The 16,847-nt window shown below is 66.9% G+C and carries 17 protein-coding genes; 7 read left to right on the top strand and 10 right to left on the bottom strand.

Annotated features, from left to right (window positions below; genetic code table 11):
• The first annotated feature begins 370 nt into the window (after positions 1–370).
• The 3 genes from PGN25_04145 to PGN25_04135 all read left to right on the top strand — a co-directional run bounded on the left by PGN25_04145 (position 371) and on the right by PGN25_04135 (position 3,090).
• Positions 371–1,681: a flagellin gene (locus PGN25_04145; protein ID MEH3116802.1), complete on the top strand. Its 1,311-nt coding sequence runs from the start codon at positions 371–373 to the stop codon at positions 1,679–1,681.
• 135 nt (positions 1,682–1,816) lie between these two features.
• Complete coding sequence (locus tag PGN25_04140; GenBank protein MEH3116801.1) at positions 1,817–2,164, top strand: hypothetical protein; 348 nt, start codon at positions 1,817–1,819, stop codon at positions 2,162–2,164.
• A gap of 14 nt (positions 2,165–2,178) precedes the next feature.
• Entirely contained in the window at positions 2,179–3,090 is a 912-nt protein-coding gene (locus PGN25_04135; GenBank protein ID MEH3116800.1) for a hypothetical protein, read from the top strand.
• 104 nt (positions 3,091–3,194) lie between these two features.
• On the opposite strand, the gene PGN25_04130 is transcribed toward PGN25_04135, so the two are convergent.
• The 3 genes from PGN25_04130 to PGN25_04120 form a co-directional block, all read right to left on the bottom strand.
• Positions 3,195–3,467: a hypothetical protein gene (locus PGN25_04130; GenBank protein ID MEH3116799.1), complete on the bottom strand. Its 273-nt coding sequence runs from the start codon at positions 3,465–3,467 to the stop codon at positions 3,195–3,197.
• Positions 3,464–3,610: a hypothetical protein gene (locus tag PGN25_04125; protein ID MEH3116798.1), complete on the bottom strand. Its 147-nt coding sequence runs from the start codon at positions 3,608–3,610 to the stop codon at positions 3,464–3,466. The genes PGN25_04130 and PGN25_04125 overlap by 4 nt, the downstream gene beginning before the upstream one ends.
• Positions 3,611–3,786: 176 nt before the next feature.
• A complete protein-coding gene (locus PGN25_04120; protein ID MEH3116797.1) occupies positions 3,787–4,308 on the bottom strand; it encodes a deaminase in 522 nt (173 codons plus the stop codon).
• Between the two features lie 271 nt (positions 4,309–4,579).
• Between PGN25_04120 and PGN25_04115 the strand changes: the two genes are divergently transcribed.
• The 4 genes from PGN25_04115 (at position 4,580) to PGN25_04100 (ending at position 8,701) form a co-directional block, all read left to right on the top strand.
• Positions 4,580–5,173: a recombinase family protein gene (locus tag PGN25_04115; protein MEH3116796.1), complete on the top strand. Its 594-nt coding sequence runs from the start codon at positions 4,580–4,582 to the stop codon at positions 5,171–5,173.
• A 146-nt stretch (positions 5,174–5,319) separates the two neighbouring features.
• Positions 5,320–6,330, top strand: a complete 1,011-nt coding sequence (locus tag PGN25_04110; GenBank protein ID MEH3116795.1) for a hypothetical protein — start codon at positions 5,320–5,322, stop codon at positions 6,328–6,330.
• Complete coding sequence (locus PGN25_04105) at positions 6,327–6,818, top strand: threonine efflux protein (GenBank protein ID MEH3116794.1); 492 nt, start codon at positions 6,327–6,329, stop codon at positions 6,816–6,818. Before PGN25_04110 ends, PGN25_04105 begins: the two co-directional genes overlap by 4 nt.
• 2 nt (positions 6,819–6,820) lie before the next feature.
• The gene (locus PGN25_04100) at positions 6,821–8,701 is read left to right on the top strand and encodes a hypothetical protein (protein ID MEH3116793.1); all 1,881 of its coding nucleotides are present in this window, start codon (positions 6,821–6,823) and stop codon (positions 8,699–8,701) included.
• Positions 8,702–8,731: 30 nt separating this feature from the next.
• Here PGN25_04100 and PGN25_04095 read toward each other — a convergent pair whose 3' ends face one another.
• From PGN25_04095 to PGN25_04065, 7 genes are all read right to left on the bottom strand, one after another.
• The gene (locus PGN25_04095) at positions 8,732–9,355 is read right to left on the bottom strand and encodes a hypothetical protein (GenBank protein ID MEH3116792.1); all 624 of its coding nucleotides are present in this window, start codon (positions 9,353–9,355) and stop codon (positions 8,732–8,734) included.
• 232 nt (positions 9,356–9,587) lie between these two features.
• On the bottom strand, positions 9,588–10,664 hold the full coding sequence (locus PGN25_04090) for a hypothetical protein (protein ID MEH3116791.1): 1,077 nt from the start codon (positions 10,662–10,664) through the stop codon (positions 9,588–9,590).
• Positions 10,665–10,794: 130 nt separating this feature from the next.
• On the bottom strand, positions 10,795–11,214 hold the full coding sequence (locus tag PGN25_04085; protein ID MEH3116790.1) for a hypothetical protein: 420 nt from the start codon (positions 11,212–11,214) through the stop codon (positions 10,795–10,797).
• Complete coding sequence (locus PGN25_04080) at positions 11,211–11,696, bottom strand: hypothetical protein (protein MEH3116789.1); 486 nt, start codon at positions 11,694–11,696, stop codon at positions 11,211–11,213. Before PGN25_04080 ends, PGN25_04085 begins: the two co-directional genes overlap by 4 nt.
• Before the next feature lie 119 nt (positions 11,697–11,815).
• Positions 11,816–13,903, bottom strand: coding sequence for a hypothetical protein (locus PGN25_04075; protein MEH3116788.1), 2,088 nt, complete (start codon positions 13,901–13,903; stop codon positions 11,816–11,818).
• Positions 13,888–15,486, bottom strand: coding sequence for a hypothetical protein (locus PGN25_04070; protein ID MEH3116787.1), 1,599 nt, complete (start codon positions 15,484–15,486; stop codon positions 13,888–13,890). The genes PGN25_04075 and PGN25_04070 overlap by 16 nt, the downstream gene beginning before the upstream one ends.
• A gap of 4 nt (positions 15,487–15,490) precedes the next feature.
• Complete coding sequence (locus PGN25_04065; GenBank protein MEH3116786.1) at positions 15,491–16,744, bottom strand: site-specific integrase; 1,254 nt, start codon at positions 16,742–16,744, stop codon at positions 15,491–15,493.
• Between the last annotated feature and the right edge of the window lie 103 nt (positions 16,745–16,847).

Raw genomic sequence — 16,847 nt, 5'->3', positions numbered from 1 at the left:
GGAGCCACTACGACGCGTGCCTGGGGCAGCGAGGGGCCAGAACGTCGCCTCGCGAGCGCCGGGGTGATGATGTCCGGTCGATGGTCGGCACTCATGCGGTCACATGCATCACGGCGGCCGCGTGATCGGCCGGTAGGCAACCCGTGTAGCAACGGCCAAGCTTGCGGCCAACCTAGTGTTGGTCGACCGGCCTATTTTTCTGTGAAACAGGCGCATATCTGTAGCTCCGGACGAAAAGTACCAAGATCCGGACGATAAGTGCCCGGTCTCTCTTGGGCGAGATCAAATACTTACCGCTCCGGAAAGCACGAGCTCCGAGGATGTGCTTGTCGCCAGATCGGCGGAACATGGCACAGAACGGAGCCTCCGGATGTCCTCGTCCATCACCCTGTCCGCTGCGACGCGGCAGAACCTGCTATCGCTGCAGGACACCGCGGCCCTCGCCGCGACCAACCAGAACCGCCTCGCCACCGGCAAGAAGGTCAACTCGGCCCTCGACAGCCCGGTGAACTACTTCACGGCGCAGAGTCTCTCGACGCGCTCGGGGGCCCTTTCCAGCCTGCTCGACGGCATCTCGAACGGCATCCAGACCATCCAGGCCGCCTCGAAGGGCGTGGACACGATCACCAACCTGGTGAAGCAGCTCCAGTCGGTGGTCTCTCAGGCCCAGTCGAATGCCGCGCAGAACCTTCCGAAGATCGTCGGGACGCAGGCACTGGCGAGCAGCGGTGAGGCGACCGCCACCGGGAAGTCCCAGCACGACACCGCCCTGGCCAAGACCGTGCTCGGCAGCGCCGTCGTCGCCGCCGACGCCACGCACACCGGCAATCTCGGCGTGGCCGCCGCCACCGCCAACCAGGTGCAGCTCTCGGCCGGCAACAACACCTACACCTACACGATCCAGGCGACGGACACCGTCAACGACGTCGTCAACGCGATCAACAAGAGCGGCATCGCGACCGCCTCGGTGGACTCGAACGGGCTGCTGTCCGTCGTCGGCACGGGCTCGGACGCGCTCTCCGTGAACCTGGGCGCCACCAGCGGCACGCCGCCGGCGTTCGCCGCCTCCTCGGCGGGCACGCAGGCCCTGCTCGGTTCGCCCACGGGCGGCACGAGCGGCGTGACCGGCGGCGGCACCTCGGCGCAGCGTTCGGCTCTGGTCTCGCAGTTCGAGAACCTGCGGACCCAGATCGACCAGGCCGCGCAGGATGCCGGCTACAACGGCATCAACCTCCTGAACGGCGACAAGCTCTCGATCGCCTTCAACGAGAAGACCGGCACGGCGCAGAGCAACCTGAACGTCCAGAGCAACGCCCTGACCTCGTCCAGCCTCGGCATCGGGCATCTCGTGGACAGCGCGACGGCTCAGACCGGTGGCAACTTCGGCGTCCAGAACAATTCCGACCTGACCAACGCCTCGAACGCGCTGACCAACGCCCTGTCGAGCCTGCAGTCGCTGTCCTCGAACCTGGGCTCGAACCTGTCCGTCGTGCAGACCCGCCAGGACTTCACCAAAAACATCATCAACGTGCTCGACACCGGCGCGGCGAACCTCACCAACGCGGACATGAACGAGGAGGCGGCGAACTCGCAGGCGCTGTCGACCCGCCAGTCGCTGGGCATCTCGGCCCTGTCGCTGGCCAACACCGCCCAGCAGGGCGTCCTCCAGCTCCTCCGCTGAGCCCCCCCTCGACGGGGCATCCCGGCGCGGCGGCGCCGGGTGTCGCTCAACTCGGACGCGCTCGCCACCCGGCCACGCTGGCGTACGCGCTCGCGCCTTCCGCCCTTTGCCCCTCGCAACCAGGAACCACCTTCCGTGCTCCCCAGATTGCTGACCCTACCCACGGCCGCCCTCGGCCTGTCCCTGGCCGCCTGTTCCGGCGAGCCGTCCGAGTCCGAAATGCTCCAGGCGGTCACCAAGTTCACGTCGACCCTGTACCAGCAGCAGGCCGCGGCGATGGCGTTCGTCGTCGGTACGGGGCGCGGAAATCTACCGGCGATGCCGACCGTCACCGCCTTCCGCAAGCTGGGCTGTCAGCCCGTCGAAATCGGCCTTGGGCATGTGTGCGAGTTCACGGCCACCCTGAGCGGCCGGGGTGAGACCCGGGACCGCGCGCGCTTTTTCCGGGGCGCCGACGGCACCCTGGTCATGTCCACCAACTGAGCGGCCGGGGCTACATGATCCGCGTGTTCACCACCGCCGCGATCCTCGCCGTGGGAATCCTCACGGCGGCGCTCTCATCAGCCCGGTCGGAGGCAGGCGTCGGCATCCCCGGCCCGGCCAGGGGGGCCATAGAACGCTGGTTCAGTCGTGGCGGGGGGCCGGTCTGCACCGATGCGACCGGATCTGACACGGTCTGCGACCTTGGGCGTTTGCTCGCCATGCAAGTGAAGTACGATGCCGGCGTGGGGCAAGCCCTGGCCTTCGCGACCTACTCGCCAGCGGTGGGCAACGCTACCTCCCTCGTCGTCGCGCAGTTCCGCCGAGGCGAGCGGGGGTGGGCGCTCGTCCGCACCCTCTCCGGCGTCTACGGCGAAGGCCCGGACATCGTGTCCTTTCAAGGTGGCAAGGCGACATTCGTGATGAACGCCCTGATGCCCGGCGACGCGAGATGCTGCCTCAGCGGCAAGCAGCGCTACGCGGTCGACCTCGCTACGGGGGCTGTAACGGCCGGGCCGAAGACGCCGGGAGCCGGGACGCCGGCATCGGAATCACGCCGCTTCGCGCCGCGGCCGGAGGGGTACGAGGGCGCCTCGTACGACCACAACGGCAGCCGGGTCCTCGTCGACGAGCGCGCCGGCACGATCCGGTACGACGTCCCGAAGGCCTCGATGCGGACGGTGGCGGCCAGGGGAACGCTCCTGTTCCACGGTACCTTCGCGGCGAATGGTGCGATCACGGGCACGGCCTACGCGTTCAAGGCGGGCTGCGAGCCGGCACCCTACACGGTGACGGGCAGGTCCCAGAGCTCGACCATCGTGCTCAGGGGACCAGCACCCAAGCGAGATCCCCTTTCCTGTGCCGTGACCGGCGTGGCTGACGGGGGTGCACTCGTCGTTCTGACGTTCCGGGAATACGGCGATCTCTGACGAGGCGGGCGGAGGGGTACGAAGACGACCGGCTCTCCCATGGCGTCAGGGCCGAGCGGGGCACCGGGAAGGGCGCCCCAGAAGGCTGGAAGGTCATTACGGGCTTAGGCGGGACGCAGGTGCGCGACCCTCATGAAGACCTTCTTCTGCCATTCGTCGATGTCGCCCGGGATACCCAGCTCATTCCAGTCGGCAAGCCCATGGCTGTTCTTCGTCTCGCCAGTGACGGCAGCGGTGAACGCCTTTTCAAGGGTGTCGTAGGTCCCGAGATCGTCTTTGGCCAGAAAGAGGCGCCATCCCGGTGCCCCGGTGGGCAACATCGCCAAGGGTCCGGCTTCGGTCAGGAAGGTGTAGTAGTAACGGATCGTCTCGCTCATTCAGCTGCTCCGTGACGCAGGACAGGACAACGTTGCGGGTCGCGACGGGTTCGTAGCCGCTCGCCCTCGGCGCGGTCGAAGCCCTCCGGCAAGGCCTGAATGGTCTGGTTGTCGCTGACAGCCACCAGTTTCAGGAACGTCACCGAACCATCGCTTGGTCTCTTACCCTAAACGCCGCGGTCCGGCCGACTCAGAACGTCCGCAGGGTGATCGGCGAGCGGACGTTCCGCACCCGACCCATGTCAGCCATGCGGGCGGCCGTTCAGGATTTCCCGAAAGCAGCCATACCACTACCGCAGCTACGGTGGGTTCAGGGCAATTAGGGGCCGGTCGACGTTGCGCGAACCGACTCGGCAAACTCGGCAGCACCGCCAGTCACCCAGAATGGCTCATGGGTCGTGTCGAGAAACTGCCGGAACAGTTCCCGCGCCTCTTCCCTACGAACCCCCCGACTTACGAGCAGCGGGCGGCTTTGATGCCGAGGAGGAAGTGCAGCGTCAGAAACATGCGCGCAGCCGCCGTAGGCGTCCTCCATCGCGTAGACCAGTCGTATGATGGGCAGGTGTCGCAGCGTTCCCCAACACATGATGCAGGGTTCAAGCGTCGTATAGAGGCACAGACCATCTTCGCGCGAGAAGCCATAGTCACCTTGGAATGCTGCGCGGAATACGACCATTTCGGCATGATCGAGGTGGTTCGACCCCATAGCCTTGTGACCGGTTGCAATGACGTGTTGCCCCGTTGCCAACACGGCTCCAACGGGGAAATGCATGTTGACCAAGGCCCGTTGCGCCTCTTCGAGGGCGTGGCCCATCATCAAGTGGTCGAGGGCGTCGTTCATGCTCAGGGTCTATCAGCTACGGCTTGATCCAAGAAGGGTCTTACCTGCGGAGGCGGAAACTGCTCCGTCCGGTTTGAAGCCCATGTCACCCGGAAGCCGACAGACGGCAAACCACCCGACCCGGTCATTCCCGCCTGTCCGTATGAGGGTCGTCCAACGGACACGCTTGCCGAACCCCTTCCGCCCAGGCCGGCCCGAGGGGACGGGTCGTCTCACAAGACCCGTACGCTGATCCTTTCAATGAGGGAGCCTCAAACGTACACTGATTGCCATGACGACGATCCTCATCGGCTACGCCCGCTGCTCGACCGACAAGCAAGACCTCTCTGCCCAGCGCGCCGCGCTGGAAGGGCTCGGCGTCGCGCCTGAGCGCATCTACACCGACTATGGGTTGAGCGGCACGAACCGTGCGCGACCCGGGCTCGACCAGGCCCTTGCGGCCGCCCGTGCCGGCGACACCCTGGTCGTGCCCAAGCTGGACCGCCTCGCCCGGTCCGTGCCCGACGCGAGAGCCATCGCCGATGGCCTCGTCGCCCGTGGCGTCCGCCTCGCCCTCGGGACGTCCGTCTACGATCCGGGAGACCCCATGGGGCGGATGTTCTTCAACATCCTCGCCACCTTCGCGGAGTTCGAGAGCGACCTCATCCGGCTGCGCACCCGTGAGGGCATGGCCATCGCCCGCTCCCGGGGCAAGCTGCGCGGCAAGCAGCCCAAGCTGTCGCCCAAGCAGCAGCGGGAGGTGCGCCGGATGCACGATGCCGGCGACCACTCGGTCGGCGACCTGGCCGACCTGTTCTCGGTCTCTCGCCCGACCATCTACAGAACGTTGGCCAGACAACTCGCCGTAACCGCGTCGTGCCCCTGAACGTTCACCTACCGTGTGCGGGGGTCACAACACGACGGCCGGCGTAACCTCTCGGATCTCGCGCGAGGGTTGCGGGCCAGCCGAGTTTCAGCCTTAGCTGTATGAGCCATCTCAGGTTGAGCGCAGCCGAGCACCCGGACTCAAACGTGACCAGTCTCGCCATACGTCTCAAGGAAGCCAGCGACGACGAACTGGAGGAATTCATCGAGCTCTTTGCCGATAGGATCGGTGAGGGCTACGTCGTGGTCCATCGGATGGGTCAGGCCAACGACAAAGGCCGCGACGTCGTCGGTTTCCTGACGACGGCGAAGCACGAAGGGCCGTGGCACCTCTACCAGTGCAAGCGGAAGACGTATCGCAGCGCGCTCGGTGCGCCGGAGGCGCTCGTCGAGCTCGGCAAGGTCTTCTACCACCACGCCGAGGGCGCATATCTGACGCTGCCGGCGAAGTACATCTACGTCGCCCCTCGCGGCATCACAGGCCCGCTGCGGGATCTGATCCTCAATCCTTCGAAGCTTCGGGCCGAGCTTCTTGCGAGGTGGGATGACTACTGCGCGTCGGGCATAACCGCGCGCGGAGGCGCCCTGGTCCCCCTAACCCCGAAGCTCAGGGCCCTCATCGAGGCCTACGATTTCGGCCAGGTGAGCTACCTGTCGACGACCGATCTCGTGAAGCACCCCTCTGCCGCGGCAGCCCTGAATCGCGTGTTGAGGCTTCCACCGGGCGAGGCCCCCGCCGGCGAGGCGCCTGCGACGCTCCAGGCCGAGGAAATCGGGTACCTCGACCAGCTGCGCAGGGTCTACGGAGAGGCTCGCGGCTCCTCGTTCCAATCCGTGGATGCGATCCTGATCGACGCCGAGTACGGCCCCGATCTGGGTGACCATAGGACGCGCTTCTTCGAGGCATCGGTCTTCAAGCGCTTCCATCGGGATAACACCGATGCCCGGGCGCTCGCCGCTTTCCAGAAGGACGTCTATTTTGGTGTCATAGGCATCCATCGCCGCGACCACCCGAACGGGTTTGACCGCCTCCGTGCGGTCATGGATCACGCCTCGCTCATGGCGACCGCCATCGGGGGCACCTTGGTGCGGGTACCGGTTCGCCAGGGCGTATGCCATCACCTCGCGAACGAAGGAACCATGAAGTGGATGCCATGAGGCCCGACGGATTCGGCGACCTCTACAACTCGCTTCTGGAGACGGGCATCCGCGCGGTGATCGTTCTGGAGCACCTGCGTCCGGTGGGCGTGGACCTCCAGGAGATGGTCCTGTTCGACCATGTCGTCGTGCACACGGGTGACCATGGCGGACCGCCGAGCCTCCACACCGCCGTTCCTGAGCGCAAGGGCGAGCTTCTCGTCCGGCGCCGTCTGGTCGAACAGAGCCTCCGCCTGATGCGGCAGTGCCACCTGGTGGCGGAGGCACACGACGCGAACGGGATCTCCTACCGTGCCAGCGACGAGGCTGCCGCCTACGTCGAGCTTCTTGAGACCCCCTACTCCGAGAGGCTGAAGCGGTGCTCCGCTTGGATCCGCGAGGAAGTGGAACTCCACACCAAGGACGGTTTCAGGGACCGACTGCGGGCCCGCCTCGGCGACTGGGCTGAGGCCTTCAACGCGGCCGAGCGACCCGCGCGGGAAGTTTGAGCATGTCGCTCCACCGCTTCATCCTGCGTCGCTTAGCGATCACGGGCCCCGATCGTCCCGTGGCGGACCTCGCCTTCGTTCCCCGGGTCAATGTCGTTTGGGGCGCCAGCAATGCCGGCAAGTCGTTCATCCTGGCAGCGCTCGACTTCATGTTCGGCAGTGGGTCACCCCTGCCCGACATCCGGTACCTGCGTGGATACGAGCGCGTCTGGCTCACGTTGGACCTGCCTGACCGCGGGAGGGTGACCCTCGCCAGGGCGGTGGCGGGAGGCCACTTCGACCTATACGACGGCGAGGTCGACCCCCTCTCCCCGGGGCAGCCAAGCCAGTCCCTTTCCGCCGACCACAAGTCGATCAAGACCCTCAGCCTTTCGGCGCTGCTGCTGGCCGAGCTCGGCATCCGGAGCAACGCCGGCAAGCTGATCGACCGCACGCTGAACGGCGACAAGGCCGCCTTCACCTTCCGCCATGTTGCTCCGTACGTCCTGACGGATGAGACCAGCATGATGGCCGATCACAGCCCGACCGTGATCGACGTACGAGGGGGCGATACCTTCAACAAGAACGTCTTCAAGTTCCACCTGACGGGCATCGATGGCTCTGCGACTACAACGGTCGAGAGCTCGGAGACGCAGCGGCGGGGCAACGCCGGCAAGCTGGAGCTCATCGACGAGCTCCTCTCCGCCGCGGAGGCTGAGCTGGACGCGGGGTGGCCCGAAGCCGACGACTTGGAGGGACAGGAGGGACGCATCGAGGGGTCCCTCGCCGCGGTGGCCGCCGAGGCAGCGGCCTGCCAGGACAGGCTCGACGAACTGCGGACGCGGCGTCGGACGGCGCTGGCGGACCTGGCCACCTTCGAGGACCGCCGCACGGAAGTCGCGATGACGCTCGATCGGTTCAGGCTCCTCGGGGAGGTCTACGACACCGACATCGACCGGCTCGATGCCCTGGCCGAAGGAGGGGCCGCCCTGCTGGCCGGTGCCCGGCGCCCCTGTCCCCAATGCGGTGCGGATCCCGAGCATCAGCGCCACAGCCATGGCATGGCTGAGATCGAACAGACCTATGCGGCAGTCGAGGCGGAGACCAGGAAGATCCGGCTGGAGCTCGCGGACCTCAGGCGAACGATTGCGGCGTTGTCCGTCAAGGCCGACGGCCTGGATGCCTCCATCAAGGACCGCACTGAGGAGATCGAGGGTATCGAGGCATCCATAAGGGACGAGCAACCGCTGGAGAGCTCGGTACGCGCCTCATACGAGCGTCTCGACCAATCCCGCGAGCAGGTTCGTCGAGGCTTGGCGGTGCAGCGACGGATCGAGGATCTCCGGGCCAGGAAAAGGGAGATCGAGGCGTTCAAGCCGACCACCTTGCCACGCGGAAGCGTCGTCGCCGGCGTCAGCGGAAGCGTCGGTGACGAGTTCGCCGCCGACGTGCAGGACATTCTGGAGGAGTGGCGTTTCCCCGGGCCGCCGCGCATATCGTTTGACACGAAGAGTCACGACATCCTCCTCAGCGGCGAAAGCCGCCGTGGGAACGGGAAGGGCGTCCGCGCCCTGATGCATGCCGCCTTCAAGATCGGGGTGCTGGTCTACTGCCGTCGGAGGGGTCTTCCCCACCCCGGGATCATCGCGCTCGACAGCCCGCTGCTGAGCTACCGCGATGCGCACACGTCGAGGCATGGCGAGCTTGCCGAGGACGAGAGGCTCGTCAGCGCGACGAAGCTCAACCATCACTTCTACGACTACCTGCTACGCACCTCCATCGACGTGCAGTACGTCATCATCGAAAACGATGCTCCGCCGATCCCTTTGGGCGATGGCTCGCGCATCACCATCTTCGCTGGCGAAAAGGGCATTGGAGACAGGAAGGGCTTCTTTCCGAACTAAGCCTTTTCCGGCGCCAATCATGCACTTTCGTCAATATGGGGCATCGACCGTTGCCAACGGCATTGCGTCCGCCGCTCCCCAGAACTGGAACAGCGCCGAGGCGTAACGGTGGAGATCGGCCGGACCGATTCCGAGGCCGTCGCTGTGGAGTGGCGACGCCGGCATCGCCTGATCGAACGTCCCCACACCCGGGCCCCAGAGATCGGGTGCTACCTTGCGGAGCGCGTCGCACGACGGGCCGTCACCATGCCGGACTACGTTGGCGAGGAGCAGCATCTCTTCGATGGCGGGACGAACGTCAGGGGCCAGCTCCAGGCCTCGTACCGCCATTATCCTATCAAGGAGACCGGCGACCTTACACCGGGCTACACGTGCAGCTCCAAGCTCGGGTAGAACCATACGGCTCCAGAGCCGCAACTGACGTTCGAACGTCGCGGCTAGGACGAGGGCGAACGCCCGGCATGCTTCCTGGGCCGTGTGGTTGTCGACCTGCATGGCCAGCCGGGCCAGGAGCTCATCCGCAGGACCCGGCCCGGCGATCAGCGCGTCGGCGTGGGTCGGCAGGAGGTCCAGGGCCGACCGCACGACCCGCGTGTAGAGGCGGTCGAGGTTGGCCTGGAAGACCCGCGGGAGAAGCTCCGATGTGTCCTGCATGCCCAATCATAGTTGGCCGAACCCGACGCCTGGAACCCACGGCGCCAGGTTGCTTGCGAACGGACGTGCCTGTCCGGGTCAACCGTACGATGCCCTGGCCGCTTCGCCATGCTGCCGGTCTTCAAAGGCCTGTCCCGAGACGCGGGTCGGCACCCGACGGGGTTTGCGGAGCCGCATCTGGCTACCCCGCACGAATATGGCCAGTCGCGAACGGCGCACGCCCGATCCCCCCTCAGGAAACCAGCCTGCGAACGTAATCGGCCGCCACGCCGATATCCGAGATGACCTCGCAACCGTTGACCTTCTGCAGGGCGACCTGTGGCCGCGTCACCAGGACGTGCAGCGGGACCTCCGCGAGGAAGGCATCGCAATAACTCAGCGCGACGGCCGCATGCTGGAAGTCGAAATAGTCGTTGGGCTTGAACTTGCGCTCCTTGTCCCAGCGCATGCTGGCATGAATCGCCGCCTCGACGTGTAGGGAGCGAAGCTCGCTTCGATGCTCGGGCTTCCTCATCGCCTGGTAGAGCAGGCTCTGGCCGATTTTGACCACGGCCGCGCGATCCTCGGGAGTCCGTGGGGGCGGTCGCCCTGCATCCTTGCTGGCCAGCTCGACGAGCACGTCTGCCACGGCTTCGGCCGCCATCTCGGTCGCTCCCCGCAGCTCGATGTCGTACGTCCCCTCGAAGCTTTTCAGCTCGTCGCGATGTTTCCGATTCTCGACATTCGTCTCCGCGCTCAGTCGGCGAAACCCGTCACCCGCCGGGGAGGCATTTCCGATCCTGTCCACGATGGCGACCAGGGGCTGCTCCCATAGATGGTCGTAGAACTTCTGCTGGAGAGCCAGCTGCTGTTCCGGCGGCATCCCCGGGAACTCAGGGTAGTGGTCACCCAGGACGTTGGCGACCTTGGTCCAGATCAGCTCCTGCATTGGGTAGAGCCTCGTTTCCCCCCTGGCCTTGAGCAGGAAGCGGCGGATCTCCGTGCGCCAAAGGACCTCCGGAGCGACCGCTGTCACCCCGAGGCTCAGTTCGTCGATCATCTGGGCCGTCGCGCGCCGGCGCGTGGCCGTGAACGGCTGCTTCATGAGCTCCAAGAACATGCCCGCGCTCACCGGGCAGAGCAGTTTGCCGTCGCGTACGCCGCGCCTCAGGAAATGCAGCAGCTTCCGTTCCGGCGCGCCTGTGCGCGCACCAAGTTCGGTGTCTCGAAGCACGATCCAGAAGCAGGCATCGAGATAGACCTTGTGGCGGTCCATGATGCGGCGTCCGAGCTCCACTTGGCGTGCTCGGCTGTGTTGCTTGATGGTCACCTATAACCTCCGGGCGAGGTGTCGGCCTGGCCTAATTCAGGCAGGGGCTACCCGTCCATGAGAAGGTCGATCGGATCGACGTCGAGCAATGACCCTGGCCGCACTGGCCCACGCAGCGGGCTGGCTCCGCTTAGGGGGCGACGCGCCTTCCGCTCATCATGATGTACTCGACGTGCTCCAGGCGTCGCACGCGCTCGCGCAACCCCGCGTTCTCCGCCTTCAGGGAGGCGTTCTCTTGCTCCAGCTGGTGGATCCGCCGGTCCCGGCGGTCGGTGCGGGTGACGGGCTTCTCGTCGGTCTCCTCGTCGACAACGGCGGCGCCCCTGCCGAGGCCTGCCTTTGCGACCGCCTCGGCGAGCAGCCTCCTGGCCGCCTCGTTCACGTAGAGAACCTGGCGATTGAAGCCGCACGCGAGCGCGATGGCGGTCAGGTTCGCCTCACCGCCTCGCGTCGGCAGCGGGATGCCCTTGCCCTCCAGCTCGGCCAGGTACTCCCTGAGCCGTTCGACGTTGTCCGTGCCGACCTCGCGGCCGGACTTGCCGGCTGTCATTTCACGCCTCCCCTCAATTTCGGGTCGGTCTGGCCGCGGTCGTTGGGCGGCAACTTTGCGTCCAGCACGGCCTCGGTCATCCCCTTCACCGTGAGCGCGTTCGCGATGTAGCGGGCGAGCTTCTGTTCGTAGGCGGCCAGCTTCTCCTTGAGCAGCCTGTTCTCCTCCCGCAGGGATTCGACCTGCCTGGCGTACATGGCCAGGGCCGCCTCGCGCGGGGCGCGCCTCGCCCTTCTCGCGCTCTCGGCCTGCCGCGTCTGGAACGCCTCCTTGATCTCGGCGCGACCCTCGAAGGCCTGCCGGGTCCACTTGTGTCTGAAAAGGCCCTCGGCGAGGTCGATGACGGCCTGCCACGTCAGGGCGGAGTGCTCGTGGTTCCAGGTGCGTATCTCACGCACGAGGCGCTCGACCTCCTCCGGCTTGATCCGCCGGCGTCCAGGGACGCGCGCCGCCCGCTCCGCACCGGCCCTCCCGCGCGCCATGCCCCTTCGCCTCCGCGAGCGGTCCTTATCGCCTGCGACGCGCGGGGTTCGCGCGGGGGCAACCGCCTTCCTCGGCAGCATCGACCGTCCTCCGTTGGCGTCGGGTTAACTTTTCGCGCTCAACCCCGGCCCGGCGCGGTGGCGTCGCGTCCAGTCGTGCTCGGATCACCGGGCGGCCGCTGCGGTGCGCGCAGGGCGCCCGTGGGGTTCGCCTGCACCAGGGTACCGTCCGGAAGGTCCGGATCCTGGTGGACCTTGAGGATCGACAGCAAGCCGATCCTCATACGCGTTTGGTGGGCCACCCAGTTCGACGCGCCGTAGCTCTCCTCGGCCATCTCCTCGCGGGCCTTGTCGAGGACGAACTCGGTCTCCGCGAGCAGGGTCTCGGTTCGCCCGCGCTGGGCCGCGTCGCCCTTGACCACGAGGTGGTCGCAGCAATCGGCGCAGGACCCGTGATGGTGGCAAGGAGCCAGAGACCAGTCGTTGACGCACATGCCGAGGTCGGTCGTATGGGCGGTCGCGATCTGGGACCGCAGGAAGTCGCGACGGTCGACCGGCGGCAGGCGCTCTGCCATGTCCGCGATGGCGCCCCTCATCCGTCCGTCATCCATCATGGCACGGGCTCGCTCTGCGAGCTCGACGCCGGTCATGTGGTCGTAGGCCACGTTCTGGTCGACGTTCTTGCGCCCCGACCAGCGAGCGATGTCGACCTGCGTCATGCCCTGGCGCTGAGCCAGCGTGTTCAGCCAATGCCGGAACTGGTGCGAGGTCATGCGCAACGCCACGCCGTCGGCATCCACGTGCCCAAAGCGCTCGAACGCCGAGCGCACATTCATGCGGCCGGACAGGAAGTTCTGGATTTCGTAATAGGCCAGGAAGCGCACCACCGTCGGCCGCGCGATCCTCGCGTCGCTGAAGTAGCCGGCCGGCAGGAGGAAGAGGTGCTTCTCCCGCTCGATGCCGTGGTGGCCTTCCGGGAGCTCGCCCATCCGCGACAGGAGCTCGGCCTCGACGTCGCCGAGCCGCACCTCGTAACCCCGTCCGGCACGGGAGTGGGAGATCTTGTTCCGGACGATGAAATCGCGCCCCCGTATGGGGTCCGGCTCGCCGAAGGCGATGGTCGCGACGGCGTTCGTGCCCAGGACCGTGTCGGGGTCGGCATTCGTCCAGGGAGCCGGCACCCACGCCCGCCCGGGATGCGACGCAAGCCAGCGGGCGGTCTCGCGCGAGGGCTCGGTGATCCGGCGGATGTCCGCGACGGCCCGCTTGGCCACGTCGACCATGGCGGTGGGGATCCACTTCGTGTCCCAGCCATGGCCCTTGCCGCCGTGGTAGCGCAAGCCGTACGCGACGACCCTTTTTCCGTCGGCATCAAGGACCGGCTCGCCGTTCTCGGTCAGGTCCTGCGTCACCTCGCAGTCCGCCGGGAGCGCCAGCACCTCGTGGATGCGCCATGGCGCGCAGACGAGGAGCTCGATGGCCCGCATGAGGACGATGTCCTGGTCGGTCGTGACCTGGGTCGCGATGTCCGCGAGCGCGTCGAGGACGGCATCGCTCGGCATCTTGGAATCGCGCGCCGCCTGCACGTCGCCCCCCATCCGGTGATGGGCGGCCAGAACCACGTTCGAGACCGGATTGGGAAAGTGGACGGGTGCCACCGCGATGCCGCGACGGGCGACGAAGGCGGCGATGCGCGAGAGGTGCGATCCCATCGCGTAGCGGGCGGCCGGCTTGGGATTGCCGGCATCGAAGGCCGCCAGCGAGCGTACGAAGTCGTCCGTCGTCAGGAGACATGGATCGAAGCCCTTCGCCTCCAGCACGTCGTGGAGGTACCGGCCGGCGCGGACCATGTTGCCGTAGTCGCCGAGCATCTTGCGGGGCTTCGCGGCATCCGAGAGCCGCACGTAGGCCTTCAGGAAGTCCGAGAAGGGCAGCGCCAGGGGCACGTCCGATTCCGCGCGCTTCGTATGGTGGACGTGGGTGCGCTTGCCGCCGGGCGGGTTCCGGCTGAAGTAGAGGGCGCGCGCGGTGTTCATCGACGGATGCCGTCCGCGGTCGCGCGGCAGCGGCCAGACCATCGCCTCGAAGTCGATATCCGGCCCGAGCCCGAGGCTCGCCCGCGCCTCCTCGATCACGTGTTCGAGGTTCGCCGCGGCGGTGCGCTGGCGCGCGGTGACGAGGGTATGGACCGTCACGGCCTGTCCCACTCCCTCTCCTCGGAGACGCGCAGCACGACCGCGGCGACGGCCAGGATCGTGCGGTCCATGATGCGGACCTGGCCCTCGTCGACCCCGCGGTCCATCATGTCCTGCCGGCGGCCGACGTAGGCCCGCAGGACCTCTTCATGCGGACCGTCGAGCCAGGGCTGGAACCGGACGCATTCGTAACAGGCCGTCGGCGCCGTCAGCCCGCAGAACGCGAAGCTTCCGCAGGTCCCGACCGGCTCGATGGCGCCACGGTCGCGGGCGTGGTGGTAGACCCGGCTGGCCGCCCCGGCCTCCCCGCGGACGGCCTCGGCCTCCGAGCGCACCACCATGCCGAGGAAGGCCATGGCGCGCGGCGCCATCTCCAGGGCGACGGCCTCGTCGAGGCGCGCGACGAGGTCGCCGCGCTTGTTGGTGTAGGTCAGGACGGTCCGGGTGTCGGTATGGTCAGCGGCCTCGGCGGCGGCGTTGAGCGACCCTCCCTCACGCAGGAACCGCGTGATGAAGGTGTATCGGAAGCGCCGCGGGAAAGCGTCCAGTCGCTCACCCGTTCGGGGCGAGCGGACATTCAGTTCCCGAACCGCACCGCTCACGAGCAGGCGAAACTCGACGCTGTCGAGATGCATCGCGTATTCGAGGTTGCCGGTCGCGACAACGGTCGGTTTTGGGGTCTTCCGAACGAAGATGGGCTTGGCGTAGGCCGGGCCCGGCCAACCGTCCCGGGCTGCCCGAGCCCGATTCGACGCGATGAGGGCGGCCACCTTCTGGCCGATCTCCGGATTTAGCTTCCGGACCTTGAACGCGGTCCGGTATCTGGCATGCCGTTTCTTGATCCTCGGGACGCGCAGCTCGTGCAGCACGGCCCCCGTCGCCTCGTCGACATGCTGCCGGTAGTCCTCCTCGCGAAGGAGCGTGAGGTTCAAGGAGTTCGCCCCGAGCGCCAGGGACAGCCACAGCGCGACTGACTTCTCCTCGGAGATGCCGCCGACCATGTCCGCGGCCCGGAGCGCGCCGGCCAGGGCCGCCGTCTCCATGTCGGTCAGGGGCCCCTCCTCGGGATCGTCCGACAGGACGGCGCGCCCCTTGGGGTCGTTGCCGACCAGGACCTCCGCGAGCCGGTCGGCAATCTCGCGGTCGAAGGCCGGATGACCGCGTCGGGCACACCACCGGTACCATCTGCGGTAATGATGGAGGTAGGTCGAACCCCAGCGCCGGACGACCCGGATCTCCTCGAAGGGCTCGAAGCCGATGACCACGCCCGGCTCCGTCGCGACACGGGGGAACGCCTCGGTCCCGAGCATGCGGATCAGGGTGCCGAACGCGGCCTGCACGTAGGTCGGAGAATGCGTACGGATCAGCGACACGACGTAGTCGGCCGTGGCGTCCTTCACATCGTCGCGGACGGCTTCCAGTCGCTCCCAGTCAATGATGCAGCTGTTGTTGCCAGGATAGTTCAGCCTCCAGAGGGGGCCGGAGCAGTCTACGGCGAGCATGGCCCTGTCCACGACCGTGCCCCTGGCCTGACGGAAGCCGGTCCCCGCGGCGACGGTTTCGCCGGCAGACGCCGGCATGCTGGAAAGCGGCATCCGGTCAGGCTCCCGCCACGGTGGCTTCCTGCATGCGCAGCATGAGCCGGTCCGCCTCGTCTTTGATGGCACGCCGGGAATAGGCGAGCCCCTGCATGGACGTGTCGGACCATCCCATGAGGAAGTTCCGTGTCTGGAGCTCGACCGCCTCGCGGAGCTCCAACTCGCCCGCCAGTTTCGAGAAGCGGTCGTTCCAGGTGTGCCGGAGGATGTGGGGGCTGAAATTCGACGGGACGCCCGGGCACGACCGCAAGGTCCGGAAGATCAGGCCGACGGCATCCTTCGTGAGCGGGGTACCGAAGTGCGAAACGAACAGGAAGGGTGTCTTCCTCACCTTCGGGTAGCGTTCCTTGTCAGCCCGGTGGTCGGTCACCCACTGCGACAACAGGAGCGCCAGGGCCCGCGAGACCGGCAACGGGCGTGCCTTCGTCTTGACCAGGGGCTGCCTGGCACGGGGATCGTCGGGATCATCCGCACGCCGCACGACCATCGCGGTCGGGGTGGGGCCTTCTAGCCTCAGGTCGACCGTCTTCATCGCGAGGGCCTCGGACAGCCTGAGGCCGAGTTCGTAGTAGGAGAGGACCAGGGCGAAGTTCCGGACTTGGTTGCGGCGCTCGAACGGGTTCGACGGCGAGCCGGGCACGATGGCACGCAGGAGCGCCACCTGCTCCACCTCAGTCAGGCCCTCCCGGCCGGTCTGGATGGGAGTGGGCAGGTCGTCGACGAGCCAGGCCGAGCAATCTTCGAGGCGCCTGCGCGCCTCGGGCAGCCAGGGATCCTTGCGGTCGAGCTTGTCGAAACCGAATTCGGCGTGCCACGCGATGTAGGCCGCGACATTCTTGCAGCGGTCGATCCAGACCTTCGACGACACCTCGGCATCGCCCCGGCGAGTGCCCGGGGAAGCCAGCTTGAGCGTGCGGCGGAGCCCCTCGATCTCGACCAGGGAAAAGAACGACAGGCCCTGGAGGCGCTGGAGTACGTCGATCTCCCGGGACGCAGCCCAGTCATGGAAGAGCGCGACCGAGCGGGCCCTGCCCATCATCGTGCCGACGGCCTTTCCCGAGTAGCGGAGGCGCGTGACGGCGTACAGGACCGGCCAGTACGAGCCCAGGCCGTCCGGGCCCACGGTGAACGCGAAGCGCTCCCCCGTGTCCCAGATGCACTCCTTGACGCGGTAGAGGCTATTGTCCTGGAGGGTCAATGGCTTGTGCCCGTTACTTGGCGCACGACCATACACCTCGACGGCGAAGGCGATCAATCGCGCCGGCGGCGAAAGTTGGCATCCCAACCGGCGCCTATCCCCGATCGCGGCCGGTTCCACGACTTCCAGGCATGACCAGCGTGTAAACTTAAAAAATGTT

The sequence above is a fragment of the Methylorubrum populi genome, from assembly GCA_036946625.1.
GTDB lineage: Bacteria > Pseudomonadota > Alphaproteobacteria > Rhizobiales > Beijerinckiaceae > Methylobacterium > Methylobacterium populi_C.
The sequence above is the reverse complement of the archived record's forward strand: the minus strand, read 5'-3'. Positions and strand labels throughout refer to the sequence as shown.